This window comes from Acinetobacter sp. ACNIH1 (genome assembly GCF_002934695.1).
Taxonomy (GTDB): Bacteria; Pseudomonadota; Gammaproteobacteria; order Pseudomonadales; family Moraxellaceae; genus Acinetobacter; species Acinetobacter variabilis.
The window spans coordinates 1160067-1173384 of record NZ_CP026420.1; the positions used below are offsets into that span (position 1 = coordinate 1160067).

At 41.3% G+C, this 13318-nt stretch carries 14 protein-coding genes and 1 pseudogene; 9 read left to right on the plus strand and 6 right to left on the minus strand.

Features of this window, described 5'->3' with window-relative positions:
- Window positions 1-11: 11 nt before the first annotated feature.
- From C3F22_RS05745 to trpB, 3 genes are all read left to right on the plus strand, one after another.
- Entirely contained in the window at window positions 12-863 is an 852-nt protein-coding gene (locus tag C3F22_RS05745; RefSeq protein WP_104426039.1) for an AAA family ATPase, read from the plus strand.
- A gap of 13 nt (window positions 864-876) precedes the next feature.
- On the plus strand, window positions 877-2064 hold the full coding sequence (locus C3F22_RS05750) for a vWA domain-containing protein (protein WP_034171080.1): 1188 nt from the start codon (window positions 877-879) through the stop codon (window positions 2062-2064).
- A 107-nt stretch (window positions 2065-2171) separates the two neighbouring features.
- On the plus strand, window positions 2172-3377 hold the full coding sequence (gene trpB, locus C3F22_RS05755; protein WP_034171081.1) for a tryptophan synthase subunit beta: 1206 nt from the start codon (window positions 2172-2174) through the stop codon (window positions 3375-3377).
- Window positions 3378-3517: 140 nt separating this feature from the next.
- Here the strand turns inward: trpB and C3F22_RS05760 are convergent, their stop codons facing one another.
- From C3F22_RS05760 to C3F22_RS05770, 3 genes are all read right to left on the minus strand, one after another.
- A complete protein-coding gene (locus tag C3F22_RS05760; protein ID WP_034171082.1) occupies window positions 3518-3949 on the minus strand; it encodes a CBS domain-containing protein in 432 nt (143 codons plus the stop codon).
- A gap of 100 nt (window positions 3950-4049) precedes the next feature.
- Entirely contained in the window at window positions 4050-4424 is a 375-nt protein-coding gene (locus tag C3F22_RS05765) for a DUF2750 domain-containing protein (protein WP_034171083.1), read from the minus strand.
- Window positions 4425-4580: 156 nt separating this feature from the next.
- Window positions 4581-4814 (minus strand): hypothetical protein, encoded by a 234-nt coding sequence (locus C3F22_RS05770; RefSeq protein WP_034171084.1) that lies wholly within the window; start codon window positions 4812-4814, stop codon window positions 4581-4583.
- 220 nt (window positions 4815-5034) lie between these two features.
- Here C3F22_RS05770 and C3F22_RS05775 point away from each other — a divergent pair, with 220 nt between their 5' ends.
- Complete coding sequence (locus C3F22_RS05775; protein ID WP_081402667.1) at window positions 5035-5397, plus strand: hypothetical protein; 363 nt, start codon at window positions 5035-5037, stop codon at window positions 5395-5397.
- 42 nt (window positions 5398-5439) lie between these two features.
- Here the strand turns inward: C3F22_RS05775 and C3F22_RS05780 are convergent, their stop codons facing one another.
- On the minus strand, window positions 5440-6321 hold the full coding sequence (locus tag C3F22_RS05780) for an IS982-like element ISAba9 family transposase (protein WP_004282326.1): 882 nt from the start codon (window positions 6319-6321) through the stop codon (window positions 5440-5442).
- A gap of 162 nt (window positions 6322-6483) precedes the next feature.
- Here C3F22_RS05780 and C3F22_RS05785 point away from each other — a divergent pair, with 162 nt between their 5' ends.
- Complete coding sequence (locus C3F22_RS05785) at window positions 6484-6807, plus strand: hypothetical protein (protein ID WP_104426040.1); 324 nt, start codon at window positions 6484-6486, stop codon at window positions 6805-6807.
- Here the strand turns inward: C3F22_RS05785 and C3F22_RS05790 are convergent.
- Together C3F22_RS05790 and C3F22_RS05795 are read right to left on the minus strand one after the other, a co-directional pair.
- Window positions 6731-8308 (minus strand): M16 family metallopeptidase, encoded by a 1578-nt coding sequence (locus tag C3F22_RS05790; protein WP_171284719.1) that lies wholly within the window; start codon window positions 8306-8308, stop codon window positions 6731-6733. The genes C3F22_RS05785 and C3F22_RS05790 overlap by 77 nt on opposite strands.
- Before the next feature lie 11 nt (window positions 8309-8319).
- The gene (locus tag C3F22_RS05795; RefSeq protein ID WP_416332517.1) at window positions 8320-9660 is read right to left on the minus strand and encodes a M16 family metallopeptidase; all 1341 of its coding nucleotides are present in this window, start codon (window positions 9658-9660) and stop codon (window positions 8320-8322) included.
- Window positions 9661-9892: 232 nt separating this feature from the next.
- Here C3F22_RS05795 and ftsY point away from each other — a divergent pair, with 232 nt between their 5' ends.
- The 4 genes and pseudogenes from ftsY (at window position 9893) to C3F22_RS05815 (ending at window position 13240) form a co-directional block, all read left to right on the plus strand.
- Window positions 9893-10996 carry a signal recognition particle-docking protein FtsY gene (gene ftsY / locus C3F22_RS05800; protein WP_104426043.1) on the plus strand — a complete coding sequence of 368 codons (1104 nt, stop codon included), beginning with the start codon at window positions 9893-9895 and terminating at the stop codon, window positions 10994-10996.
- Window positions 10997-11176: 180 nt separating this feature from the next.
- Window positions 11177-11604: pseudogene (locus tag C3F22_RS05805) on the plus strand (hypothetical protein).
- Between the two features lie 182 nt (window positions 11605-11786).
- Entirely contained in the window at window positions 11787-12380 is a 594-nt protein-coding gene (locus C3F22_RS05810) for a nitroreductase family protein (protein WP_104426044.1), read from the plus strand.
- A 194-nt stretch (window positions 12381-12574) separates the two neighbouring features.
- Window positions 12575-13240, plus strand: a complete 666-nt coding sequence (locus C3F22_RS05815) for a DUF2057 domain-containing protein (protein WP_104426045.1) — start codon at window positions 12575-12577, stop codon at window positions 13238-13240.
- The last annotated feature ends 78 nt before the right edge of the window (window positions 13241-13318 follow it).

Genomic DNA, 13318 nt, shown 5'->3' on the forward strand with positions numbered 1-13318 from the left:
AAGGTTCAATCATGTCTGCTGATATTCAACAATTCTCAGGTACGGATCAGTACATTGCCACTGACAGTTTAAAACTGGCTGTGAAAGCTGCGCGTAGTTTGCAAAAACCCTTGCTGGTCAAAGGTGAGCCGGGTACAGGTAAAACCCTGTTGGCTGAACAGGTGGCACAAAGTCTTGGACTGAAGCTGATTACCTGGCATATCAAGTCAACGACCAAGGCACAGCAAGGCCTGTATGAATATGATGCGGTATCACGCTTACGTGATAGTCAGTTAGGTGATGATCGCGTTTATGACATCAAGAACTACATCAAGCCGGGTAAACTCTGGGAAGCGTTCACTAGTGAAGAACGCTGTGTGTTACTGATTGATGAGATCGATAAAGCAGACATCGAGTTCCCAAATGACTTGCTGCATGAACTCGACAAGATGTCTTTCTTTGTTTATGAAACGGGTGAAACCATTACTGCGACCCAGCGTCCGATTGTCATCATCACTTCAAATAACGAGAAAGAACTTCCAGATGCCTTCTTGCGCCGTTGTTTCTTCCACTATATCGAGTTTCCGGATGAAGCGACCATGCGTGAAATTATCGATGTGCATTTTGAGAATATTTCGGCAACACTGGTGAATGAAGCTTTGCAAGTTTTCTTCAAGTTACGCCAGATTCCAGGTTTGAAAAAACCACCTTCAACTTCAGAACTGATCGACTGGTTAAGTCTGTTAATGGCAGATGATATGCCGGAAGACATTTTAAGAAATACCGACAAGTCCAAAGCGATCCCGCCTTTGTACGGTGCGCTGATCAAAAATGAGCAGGATGTACAGCTGCTTGAACGTCTAGCCTTTATGTCGCGTCGCTAAGGGAGAAACACGCATGTTTGTGCGATTGTTTTATACCCTCAGAAAATATGGCGTACCAGTTTCCACACGTGAGTTGATCGATCTGAATCAGGCGGTAGCGGCAGGCGTAGTTTTTGCCGATCAGGACGAGTTCTATCAGCTTGCTAAAACTGTGATGGTCAAAGACGAGCGCTACTTCGACAAGTTCGATCGTGCCATGAAAGACTACTTTGATGGTATCGTGACCTTTGATCTGGATGAACTGCTGAATCAGGTGCATAAACTGCCTAAAGACTGGTTTGATCTGGAACTTCTAGAAAAGCACTTAACCCCTGAACAGCGTGAAGAACTGAAAAAAGCCGGGTCGCTGGAAGAACTGATGAAAATGCTGGAAGAGCGCTTGCGTGAACAGCATAAAAAACATCAGGGCGGGAATAAGATGATTGGTACTGGTGGCACATCGCCATTTGGTGCCTATGGTGATCATCCTGAAGGTGTGCGCATTGGCGGGCCGGGGCGTAAACGTTCCGCCGTCAAAGTCTGGGAACAGCGTCAATACCGTAATCTGGATGATGATCAGATTCTTGGTAGTCGTCAGATGCAGATGGCACTGCGCCGTTTGCGTAAGTTCGCCCGTCAGGGTGCGGCTGAAGAACTGGACATTGATAGCACTATTCGTGAAACTGCCAAACAGGGGATTCTGGATGTGCAATTGGTGCCGGAGCGTCGTAACCGTATTAAAGTACTCATGCTGTTTGATATCGGCGGATCGATGGATGCGCATATCGCTCAGTGTGAAAAACTGTTTAGCGCCGCCAAGAGCGAATTTAAGACTCTGGAATATTTCTATTTCCATAACTGTCTGTACGACTATGTCTGGAAAGATAATGTCCGTCGTTCCAGCTCGCGCATGAATACCTGGGATCTGTTCAATACCTATGGACGGGATTACCGGGTGATTGTAGTGGGTGATGCCAGCATGGCACCCTATGAGTTGAACTCCGTCGGTGGTTCGGTCGAATATATGAATGATGAGGCAGGACAGGTCTGGTTACAGCGTCTGCGTCAGCATTTTGATAAAACCGCCTGGCTCAATCCTGAAGAAGAAAAATACTGGCATTACACGCATACTATTGGCCTGATTAAGCAAATCTTTGAAGATCATATGTTTCCAATGACCTTAAAAGGTATTGAGGATATGACCAAATATCTGGCGCGTTGATTCCATTTATCTATAAGTGACTTTATCTATAGTTATTAGTGCTTTAAAACGAATTATTCTAGTATAAAGTCACTTGTTATACCTTATTCCAATATTCAGGAATTATTATGGCTCATCAAATTAATGGTATTGCGTTGCCCAACGAAGAAGGTTTCTTTGGTCAATATGGCGGTCAGTTCATTCCACCAGAGCTAAAACAGGCCATGGATGACATCAATGTTGCCTATCAGGAAATCCGTCAAACTGAAGAATTTCAGAATGAATTAAAAGACCTGTTTGCTAACTATGTCGGCCGTCCTAGCCCTTTGTTTCATGCTAAACGCCTTTCTGATCAGTTAGGTGGAGCACAGATCTATTTAAAACGTGAAGACCTGAATCATACCGGTGCACATAAAATCAATCACTGTCTGGGTGAAGCACTGCTGGCGAAATATATGGGTAAAACCAAAGTGATTGCAGAAACCGGTGCAGGTCAGCATGGTGTGGCATTAGCCACTGCATGTGCTTTGGTGGGTATTCCATGTGAAATTCATATGGGCCAGGTGGATATCGAAAAAGAACATCCAAACGTCGTAAAGATGAAAATCTTGGGTGCTAAGCTGATTTCTGTGACTCGTGGTACAGCAACCCTTAAAGATGCAGTCGACAGTGCTTTTGAAGAATACTTGAAAGATCCGAAAAACTATATCTATGCGATTGGTTCGGTGGTAGGACCGCATCCATTCCCAATGATGGTGCGTGATTTCCAGTCCATTATTGGCGATGAAATCAAGGTTCAAACCAATGAACGCTTCGGTGCAAACCCAGACTATGTGGTGGCATGTGTGGGTGGTGGTTCAAATGCCATGGGTGCATTCACGGCATTCCTGAATGATCCAGACGTGAAACTGGTAGGGGTAGAACCTGCTGGTCATGGCCTAAATACTGATAAGCATTCCGCAACGCTGACTTTGGGTAAACCAAGCCAGTTGCATGGTATGGCATGCTATGTGCTTGAAGATGAGCAGGGTGAACCTTTAGCTGTGCATTCGATTGCTTCTGGCCTGGATTATCCAGGCGTAGGGCCACAGCACAGCCTGCTTAAAGATCTGGGTCGTGTGGAATACACTACGGCAACAGATCAGGAGTGTCTGGATGCCTTTATGACCCTGTCACGCGTTGAGGGAATTGTGCCAGCATTAGAAAGTTCACATGCAATGGCTTGGGCAATTCGTGAAGCGGGTAAATTGCCTAAAGAGACTAAGATTGTAGTGAATCTTTCAGGGCGTGGTGATAAAGACTCTGATTATGTCGCAGAGAAACTCGGTCTTTAATTTGATTTATAGTCATAATCAAAAAAATCCCAGTCTTAAGACTGGGATTTTTTATATCTGATCTGGTTTTGATATTGCATTGTTATTTGTTTGTAATGACATTTTGGAATTTAATTCACGTATTGAAATAAGAAAGAATTTTAGCCTGAAATATATTGTTGTAACTGATCAATCAGTTTACGTTGATCTTCCATTGCAGCTTTGACCAAGTCACCAATCGAAATCAGACCAATCAGTTTGCCATTTTCAACTACAGGTAAGTGACGTAAATGGCGGTCAGTCATTAATGCTAAGCAGTCTTCAACAGAAGTTGCAGAAGTCACAGTTATGACTTTAGGTGTCATAATTTCATTGACCGTGGTATCAAAAGAGGTTCTTTGCATCAATGCGATTTTACGGGTGTAATCACGCTCTGACAAAATGCCGACCACACTGTCTTCGTGGGTAACGACCAGCGCCCCAATTCCTTTTTCTGCCATCAGGCTAATTGCTTCTAAAACTGTAGAGTTTGGACGGATAGTATAAACTGCCTGATGTACTTTATCACCGAGCACTTGTGCTACGTTGGTCATTCTATTGAGTCCTTTTTATCTAATTATTATTAGTCCTAGAGTATGTATCCAACTGAACATCTCTAGGTGTCTATTTTATGTCTTTATAAATAACATGTTTTTAGGCAAAGTGCAGTCTTTGTTGTGAGAAAAACAGGTGGCGCATCTGTGGAATTGATAATTTTAGTTTAGTGCCATTACCGCTACATAAAGTAGGTGTCACGGCTAATCGGGACAGTGTTGGTAATAAGTTGTTTTCAAAATCTTCGGGGTTGATTCTACGTGGTACATAACCTGGCCAATGTTCCTTGGCATAATTTTTGGCATCCAGAGAATTAAGCCAGAATGGAAAAATATAATCTTCCTGATCGCGCATCATCGCCCAACCCTGATGATAGACGCCCCACAAAACGCCACAATACATCATGGATTTGAGGATGGTGAGCCTCAAAAGAAAGTTTTTACATATCGGGTCGTATTGAATAATTTTTCGCATTGTCGTTAAAATAAAGTGCTATTAGAGTTCAGCTCTATTCTAGAAAGTTCCAGTGAAATTACTGTTTCAGCTTTGCAAGCAATCGTAATAAATTATGTCTTAATTGCAGTATTTCGAAAGAATGGCATAAAAAAACGTCACCGAGGTGACGTTTCTTCAAGCTTGCATGGTAGCCATGTTCTGCCAGTATTGTGCTTTGAGTGAATCTCGTTCTACACGAAAACCCTGATAATACAGTTCAGCTAAAAAGAGTGCTGCTTTACCGTGACCGGCGCGCGCTGCATCTTCTAATTGTTTTACTGCATCGACAAAGTTCATTTGCGATTGAATGGTATTCACTGCATCTGCATACAGATGTTCCAAATCATGTTGAGAGATATTCTGCATAATATAAAAACTCCTTAATTTTAATTATGATTTCGGATAGACTTTTAAGTCTAAATACAAATATAACTTAGTATTATTAAACTAATATTACAAAATAATGGAAAAGTCAACTATATCAGCTTTCTTGTTTACTTAATTTATAGTTTGTACGATCAAACTATACACAATTGGAAGTTTGGTTGGTATAGATTTTAACAATAGAACAAAAGAAAAGGAGAACAACATGATGCAAAGAACTCTTGAAGGGCTCAGTTTTGATATGCCCCCAACAGCCAGTCAGATTACAGAATTGGCGCATGTACACCGTAAAAAACTAGATGAGGCAATTTATGACAAATATACCCATCTAGGTGATTACAGTCTGGCTCAACGTAAAGAAGTTTATGATTTTACCCGCGCTCTGGACGAAACCCAGCGTGCAGAGTTTTATAGTCACTATAATGATGAATTGGTCCGAATTGCAGATGAGGATCGACTGCATCCACCTGAAGCCGAAGCCGGCTTAAGCAAGTTTGCAATTTTGCTGGTTTTAGGTCTGGTGGCAATGGTCATTGCCTGGAGTGTGTACGAATTGTTGAAATCCTAACCGATTTATAGTCATATCAAAATGTATATTTATACGCCAATCTCAACTTAAAATAAGATTTTCGAATTGAATTGGTGAATGACCAAGCTTTTTATTTAGCACCACACAAATTGTATGCGACAGAATTTTACGAGTTATGCGGTGGGTTAAATGCCATAGATCTTTTGCCCTCACTTTCTGAATGTGAAAGCGATCTGTTAATTGACCAATCACTGTTTCAATCTTTCTTCTGGCTTTCATCAGTATTTGCAGTGTCTCTTTAGGTCTGAAATCTATCATGTTTTTTCTAAAGGGTGTTTGTAAATCAATACCCTGATATTCATAATATCGTTTCAATTCTGGTCTTAAATAGCCCTTATCTGCTCCCAGTAAACCGTAAATATCATTCGTAATTTCAGGTGCAACATCTCGCTCATCACAATGAGCAGGTGCAAAGGTATAACCCGAAATCATGCCTGAAAGATTAATGACGATATGAGCTTTGAAACCATAATATTTTTCTTGTTTTGCAGCACAATAACTAAAACCTGCGTATTCTTTAAAGTTTTTATGCTTTCTAGCTCTGGTATAACTACAGACAGGGAGTGGGAAGCCATCAATAAAGTGAATGTTATCTGAACCATAACGCTGAATGAGCTGTGCCATAATGGATTGACTGACATGCCACAGGTTTGCACAATGTTTACAGAAATTGGGATAAGATCCTAATTTTGGAAACCATTCTAACCAATTGTTTTTGAAATACATCCAAATATTTTTGTCTGTATCTAAACCAAGAAATTCACCTACTATTTGCATAGTGATGATTTCTGCATCAGTAACAGCAGGCGGAAAACCACGAGTTCTCAGGGGCTGAGTAACAACAATGGGATAAAGTTCTTCTATGATTACATAGACAAAAATGATAAATTCTTCAATGGACATAACTTTGCTTTAATTTCTTGGTGGAAACTAAAATAGGGTTATGTCCTTTTTATTTCAATCACTTAAAAAGTTGAGATTGGGGTATATTTATACTGGTCATTCAATCTTTGACTTGAACTTCATGGGACCCAGCCATACACTAGCTTCAACTTGAGGTAGTGTATGGCTATAGATAGCAAAAAATTAAGCGATTTTCTGAATAAAATTAAGCTTGAACAAATTTATAATGCGGTTGTTATTTTTATTGTGGCATTAATTTTATGTCTCGCTACATTTGCCATTTATCGTCCACTGACGACTTCCCAATTTAATTTACTTCAGGAACTTGCAGAACAGCAGAGCTTACCTCAAACCCAGGATATGGCTCAGACTTTGCTGCAACAGCAACGCATCCATCGCGGTCAATATATTAAATTGATGCAGGCGTATCAGCAGGAATCTCTACGGACTCGTCAGCTTCCGCCGGTTTCTGTGGATATGCCTTAGGTATTGAAATCATATTAGGTAGTGGTGTAGAAGGATCTAACAGGTTCTGTTTCAATCGTAGTTTTAATGCTTCTTTATCCAATTCTTGACTCACCACGACCAGTGTTAAACGTTCTGGATGCAGATGTTTGCGCACGGCATTTTGCACATCTGCAGCGGTAATTTTGGCTAAACGTTCTGGATAGCGTGAAAGATAGTCGGCTTGCTCTGCATAAAAGCCCATTGTGCCTAACTGGGCATTAATCGTGGCATTGCTGCTGTAATTATTTGGAAATGCTCTTAACATCCCGGCCTTGGTTTCTTCCAGGCGCTTAGTATCAATCGGCTGATTTACAAAGTTGATAAAAGCCTGATGTGCGATCTGAATGCTATCCAGTAACTGATCTTGTCTAGTCGAATAACGGAAGCTAAATATGCCGGGTGCCTGACTAAAGCTAAATGTACTATAAGCACCATAGGTATAGCCGCGTTTTACCCTTAATTCCTGCATCAATACTGCATTAAACCCACCACCACCAAACATGCGATTGGCCACTTCCAGAGCAAGTCGATCTTCAGTAAAACGGTTTGGTCCTAAGTGGCCGAAGGTCACATGCGCTTGGGATGAGTTATAAGGCAAATGCACGATATCAAAACCCGATTTTTCTTCAGGTTCAGCTAATGCAACAGCTTTCTGTCCTTGAGGCAAATTGCCTGCAATTCGTTCAGAAAGTTCCAGTGCCTGTTTAGAACTGAGTTTGCCGGTAATGGCAATATTCATGTTTTGTGCTACCAGAAACTGGTCGCGGAATTTTTTCAGTAAATCAGCCGTAATTTTTTTGGTACTGCCAATGGTGCCGGTAATGGGTTCGGCATAAGGATGCTGGCCATACAATGCCCGATAAAACCGGATATCCATCAGTTTACTTGGATTTTCCTGAAGCTGTTTTTGTCCTACTTGAGTATTACTGAGTGCTAACTGTATACTCGAAGGCTTGAATGTGGCATTTTTGAGAACTTCCATCATCATGGCCAAAGCAGGTTCCATTTTTTTGGGATCTGATAAAGTTCTAAGGCGAACGACAAACATATCGCGATAAGCCTGCACGCTAAATTGTGCGCCTGTCGCATCAAAGACTGAAGCCACCTGTGCAGCCGTATATTTATCTGTTCCTTCGCGCATCAGTTTGGCTGCTGTGCTGGATAAACCAAATAGACCTTTAGCAATTTCCTGATCTCGTGCTGATCCGGCATTAAAGGTCAGTTGAATATCGACCATCGGCAGATCTCGGGTTTCAACAAATAGAGTGCGAACTTTGTAACGATTATTCAGGTCATGGATAAAAGGTGCCTGAAATGCCTGCTTTTGATTAATGTTTTTTAAGCTTTGCAGGAGAGGGATCGCTTGTAACTGACTGGGATTATCATTCAAATCAGGTTGGGTATCTAAATAATTTTCTGCCCAAAGGCTTGAACTGAGGCTTAAGCTGGTTAAAAGGATAAGAGAGCGAACTTTAGACATTGTAATAACCATTATTGATCTTTCTGTTCAGGCAAAAGGTAGAGCGTACTTAAATTTTCACGGACAAAATAGGCATTAGCAACCCGCTGAATGTCCTCTGCACGGACACTGTCATAATGCTGAGGCAGTTCATCCATCAGGCGGTAACTCAATCCGTTTACTTCAAGGTTTCCAATCATTTTGGCCTGTCCGCTCAGACTGTCCTGACTATAAATCAGATTTGAAATAAAGCGTGTGCTGATCCTTGCCAGTTCATACTCAGAAATAGTTTCAGTTTTTAGTAAATTAATTTCTTTCTGGATGGCCGTTTGTGCTTCTGTCAGATTTACACCTGGAGCCGGAAGTGCGGAAATACCAAACAGGCTATCTCCACGGTTATAAGGATCATAAGACACACTTACAGAAGTAAGCACTTTGCGGTCGCGAACCAGACGATCCTGCAAACGAGAAGAAATTCCGCTATCCAGCAAGCTGCGGATAATGGTTAGGGCGTAGGCATCTTGAGGATTCTTGGCGGTAGATAGAGATTTCACATTCCAGGTCATATACAGATTAGGCACCTGGACATTACTCTCAACTTCCATATGACGATAGCCTAAGCGTTCAAACTCGAGTACGTCATTACGTGATGGTGTAGGACGTGCCGGAATATCGCCAAAATATTTCTGTACCTGAACGAGAGCTTCTTGAACGTCAACATCCCCGACGATGACCAGAATGGCATTATTCGGGCTATACCAGTCTCGATACCATTTTTTAACATCACTGAGCTGAATATTATTGAGCGTTTTCATGTGACCAATCACGGGCTGACGATAGTGACTGGTGGGATAACTGATCCATCTAAATCGTTCAAATGCCTGGGCACGCGGATTATCATCAGTACGCTGACGCCGTTCTTCCATTACCACTTTAATTTCCGGATCAAAATCTTGCTGGCGTAACAAGAGGTTGTTCATGCGGTCAGATTCGAGTTCAAGCGCCATCGGAAAATAGCCTTTAGGATAGAGCTGATAATAGTTCGTGTAATTGGTAAAGGTTGCGGCATTAATACTGCCGCCATAAATCCGGCTCAGGCGGGTAAATTCATCATTGGGAACTTTGTTCGTGCCTTTAAACATCATATGTTCCAAAGCATGAGAGACACCGAGAATATTGCCGGACTCATCACTACTGCCGACTTTATACCAGATCTGTGTCATCACCATCGGAGAGCGATGATCTTCTCGGATAATGACTTTTAAGCCATTACCTAAATAGGTTTCGATGGTGGTGCGGGATAATTCACTCTGGGTTGCGGCATGTACGGGGCTAAAACCAAAACTCAGGATTAGTACTGCGACTGGAGAAATCCGCTGTTTGATGATTCTGGATAAGAAGGAGATAGCAAAAAAAGATATGGACACAAAGTCTTCCAATGAATAGATATTTGTATTTAGGATTATTTTTCAGAAATCTTGTATTGAAAGCAACCAAACACTGTTATTTTTTGGTTGTTTATTCATGGATTGGATTTCCCGCTCAAAACACTGCAAGTTATGCTAGAATTCAATTTTTTAACGCAATGCTTTTCAAGGATTCGGCATGCAACAGCAATCTAGTGGGCAAAACAAATTTTTGATTGATGCTGATATCGGAGATGATGATGTCACATTACCGAGTTTACCTGCGGTTAATGTGCCGATTGTAGAAACACCAAGCGCAACTGCTGAAGTTTCTGCACCTGTGGCGACGGAAGCTCAGGAAGAAGAACCTGCTACAAAAGGCGGTTTCTTTAGCCGTATGAAAGAGGGTTTAACCAAAACCCGTAAAAATCTTGCCGATGGGATGGTCAATATCCTGATTGGTGGCAAAGAAATTGACGATGAATTATTAGAAGAAGTTGAAGAACAGCTTTTGGTTGCAGACATCGGTGTTGATGCGACTAAAACGATTATTGCCAATTTGACTGAACGTACCGCACGTGGTGACCTGATTTATTCTCACTCGCTGTATAAAGCGCTTCAGGAAGAACTGGTGGCTCTGCTGGCTCCGCGTGTAAAACCACTGCATATCGATCCAAACAAAAATCCGTATGTGATTCTGGTGGTGGGTGTAAATGGTGTAGGTAAAACCACGACCATTGGTAAACTGGCAAAACGTCTGCAAGGCGAAGGTAAAAAAGTCATGCTGGCTGCGGGTGATACTTTCCGTGCTGCTGCAACTGAGCAGTTACAGATCTGGGGTGAACGCAACAATATCGCCGTAGTTGCCCAAGGTCATGGTGCTGACTCCGCTTCAGTCATTTTTGATGCTTTCGAAAGTGCGCGTGCCAAAGGTGTGGATGTTTTAATTGCAGATACTGCAGGCCGTCTGCATAACAAAGGTCACCTGATGCAGGAATTGACCAAAGTTAAACGTGTGATGCAGAAGATTGATGCGACTGCGCCACATGAAGTGATGCTGGTGGTGGATGCCGGTACAGGACAGAATGCCATTAATCAAGTTGAAATGTTTGATGAAGCAGTGGGTTTAACGGGTTTAACCATTACCAAACTGGATGGTACTGCAAAAGGTGGTGTGCTGTTTAATATTGCCAGCCGTACCCATGTACCGATTCGCTTTATCGGTGTAGGTGAGAAAATTGATGACTTGCGTCCATTCTCGGCAAAATCATTCGTTGCGGCATTGTTTGAAACTGAAAAATAATTAATGCAACTTGCGTCACATAAACTCCGCTAAATGCGGAGTTTTTTGTTTTTAAGGAGTTTGAATGCTCTAAAAAGCAGCATGAAAAAAACAGCAAATCCTGCCTGCCTAAATAAACCCATTATATTGTATGGAATTTGCCTGGTGATTGAAGTTCAGGCTATATGTAGAGGGTAAAAAATAGCATTACTCAATAAAATTGGGCAGGTATTAACAAATGACCTTACTAAGGATTTTAAATTTCCTAAAAAGAGTAAAGCAGTTGAACATTTAGAATTCACTTTTGTTGAGAAATTAAAAAAGTGCCGTGGGCCTTATCAGCTAGGTAAGCGTGTGCATTATAGTCAGGCTTATCTGACCGAGCTGATTCAGGAAGCAGTGCATAGCTGTCCTTCAACCTATAATTCACAAAGTGTGCGCTGGCTGATTCCGGTCTGGGGGCTTCTTTGCAACATTATAATGCACAGATGAATCACCCTGTAGCTGAGCATTTTAAAATTGATGAAAACTGGTTGCTACGTGCTCAGCTCTGTTTCGGTTCAATTGAAGAAGCAATAGAAGATAAAATTGAGTTTGTAAATCCAGACAGCTTCCTGGTATTTAGCTAAGACCGGCGATTTTTGAAATTAGCATGCGCTAAGGTGATTGATACAAAGGATCAACCTTAACATCTCTGAGAATGTTCTATAAATAAAACACATTGTTATCGAAATAAGACTGTTTTGGGCAGTGAAAATGCTTAGGATGATCTTATCGGTTTTTAATAATCAGAATAGAACGAGGTGAGATCATGGCATTTCTAGATCATATTAAAAAACGCCGTAGTATTTATGTCATTGGGAAAAATGTCAGCCTGGATCAGGCAGAAATTGAGTACATCATTAAAGAGGCGGTGAAACATAGTCCATCATCTTTTAACTCGCAATCTTCACGCGTAGTGATTTTGTTTGGTCAATCACATGATACTTTCTGGCATATTGTGCGTGAAACTTTACGCGACTTGGTGTCGGCAGATGCTTTTGAGGCTACCAATAGCAAAATAGATGGTTTTGCGGCAGGTTATGGAACTGCACTGTTTTATGAAGACCAGAATGTCATTAAAGGAATGCAAGAAAAATTTGCGCTATATGCAGATAATTTCCCGATCTGGTCAGAGCATGCCAGCGGTATCGCTCAGTTTGCAACCTGGACAGCTTTGGCTGAACATAATATTGGTGCATCACTACAGCACTACAATCCGATCATTGATGAAGAAGTGGCGCAAACTTTCAGTATTCCATCGAACTGGAAGCTTCGTGCTCAATTGGTATTTGGTTCAATCGAAGCCCCTCCAGGTGAAAAAATCTTTATGGATGATGCAGAACGATTTAAGACCTTTGCATAATCGATTTAGAGATGAGAAAGAAGTACTGTTAAGTACTTCTTTTTTATGTGTGATATAGCAGAAATCAGAAGATAGATAGTCTGATAAATGCTGAGTAAAGTGCTGTAGAGGCAAAGCATTTGTCATAGAATTGTCATTTGTACACGGCATAGTGCAATGAAAATTTTATATATTAACCAGAATGAGTGAGTGACATGGATTTACGTATTACAGCAGCTGTAGTTGCATTATTGGGCAGCACATCAGCTTTTTCAGCCGTGACATTAACCGTACCTGAAGAAATCAAGATGATTGCAGTGAATGATCAGGAAGTACGTTCAGGTCTATTACGCTCAGATCAAACTTATAAACTGGATGCGGGTACGAATGCGATTAGTGTTCGTTATAATGAATTTTTCCAGCACAATGATAATTCTCATGACATTTTAAAATCTGGCGTAGTAACTGTAAAAACTCCAGAACTTAAAGATGGTGAAACTTATAAATTGGGTTTAATTAACGCGCCTAAAAATTTTGATGAAGCGAAAAAATATAAAGATCAGCCAATTATTGGTTTATATGATGCAAAAAATCAGCTTCTGGTTCAGCAGGCAGGAGCAAAAGATGCAGCGAAACCATTACTAGGGCAAAGTATTTTAGGAAAATCTGTGGATTTGACAACGAATAAAGTTGTAACTCCAACAAATCAGCCGGCAGCGGTCTACACTCAAACTGCAAGCACACCGAATGTGGCTACTGCAAACGTTCGGGAAAATGCATCAGTTGGTCAGGTTGATCAGCAATTAATTCAGTTGTGGAAACAGGCATCTAAAGCTGAACGACAAAAATTTATGAATTGGCTTGGCGAGCAGGCAAATTAAAATTTATTGTTCAATATTAAAAGGGATCGTACTCATACGATCCCTTTTAATAAAAACTAAACCAGTAGAAATTCACAT

Coding starts and splice junctions, on each gene's coding strand:
- C3F22_RS05790 (WP_171284719.1), bottom strand. CDS start 8,308: ATGTCTAAAGTTCGCTCTCTTATCCTTTTAACCAGCTTAAGCCTCAGT.
- C3F22_RS05785 (WP_104426040.1), top strand. CDS start 6,484: ATGGCTATAGATAGCAAAAAATTAAGCGATTTTCTGAATAAAATTAAG.
- C3F22_RS05750 (WP_034171080.1), top strand. CDS start 877: ATGTTTGTGCGATTGTTTTATACCCTCAGAAAATATGGCGTACCAGTT.
- C3F22_RS05765 (WP_034171083.1), bottom strand. CDS start 4,424: ATGCGAAAAATTATTCAATACGACCCGATATGTAAAAACTTTCTTTTG.
- C3F22_RS05775 (WP_081402667.1), top strand. CDS start 5,035: ATGATGCAAAGAACTCTTGAAGGGCTCAGTTTTGATATGCCCCCAACA.
- C3F22_RS05810 (WP_104426044.1), top strand. CDS start 11,787: ATGGCATTTCTAGATCATATTAAAAAACGCCGTAGTATTTATGTCATT.
- C3F22_RS05745 (WP_104426039.1), top strand. CDS start 12: ATGTCTGCTGATATTCAACAATTCTCAGGTACGGATCAGTACATTGCC.
- trpB (WP_034171081.1), top strand. CDS start 2,172: ATGGCTCATCAAATTAATGGTATTGCGTTGCCCAACGAAGAAGGTTTC.
- C3F22_RS05780 (WP_004282326.1), bottom strand. CDS start 6,321: ATGTCCATTGAAGAATTTATCATTTTTGTCTATGTAATCATAGAAGAA.
- C3F22_RS05815 (WP_104426045.1), top strand. CDS start 12,575: ATGGATTTACGTATTACAGCAGCTGTAGTTGCATTATTGGGCAGCACA.
- C3F22_RS05760 (WP_034171082.1), bottom strand. CDS start 3,949: ATGACCAACGTAGCACAAGTGCTCGGTGATAAAGTACATCAGGCAGTT.
- ftsY (WP_104426043.1), top strand. CDS start 9,893: ATGCAACAGCAATCTAGTGGGCAAAACAAATTTTTGATTGATGCTGAT.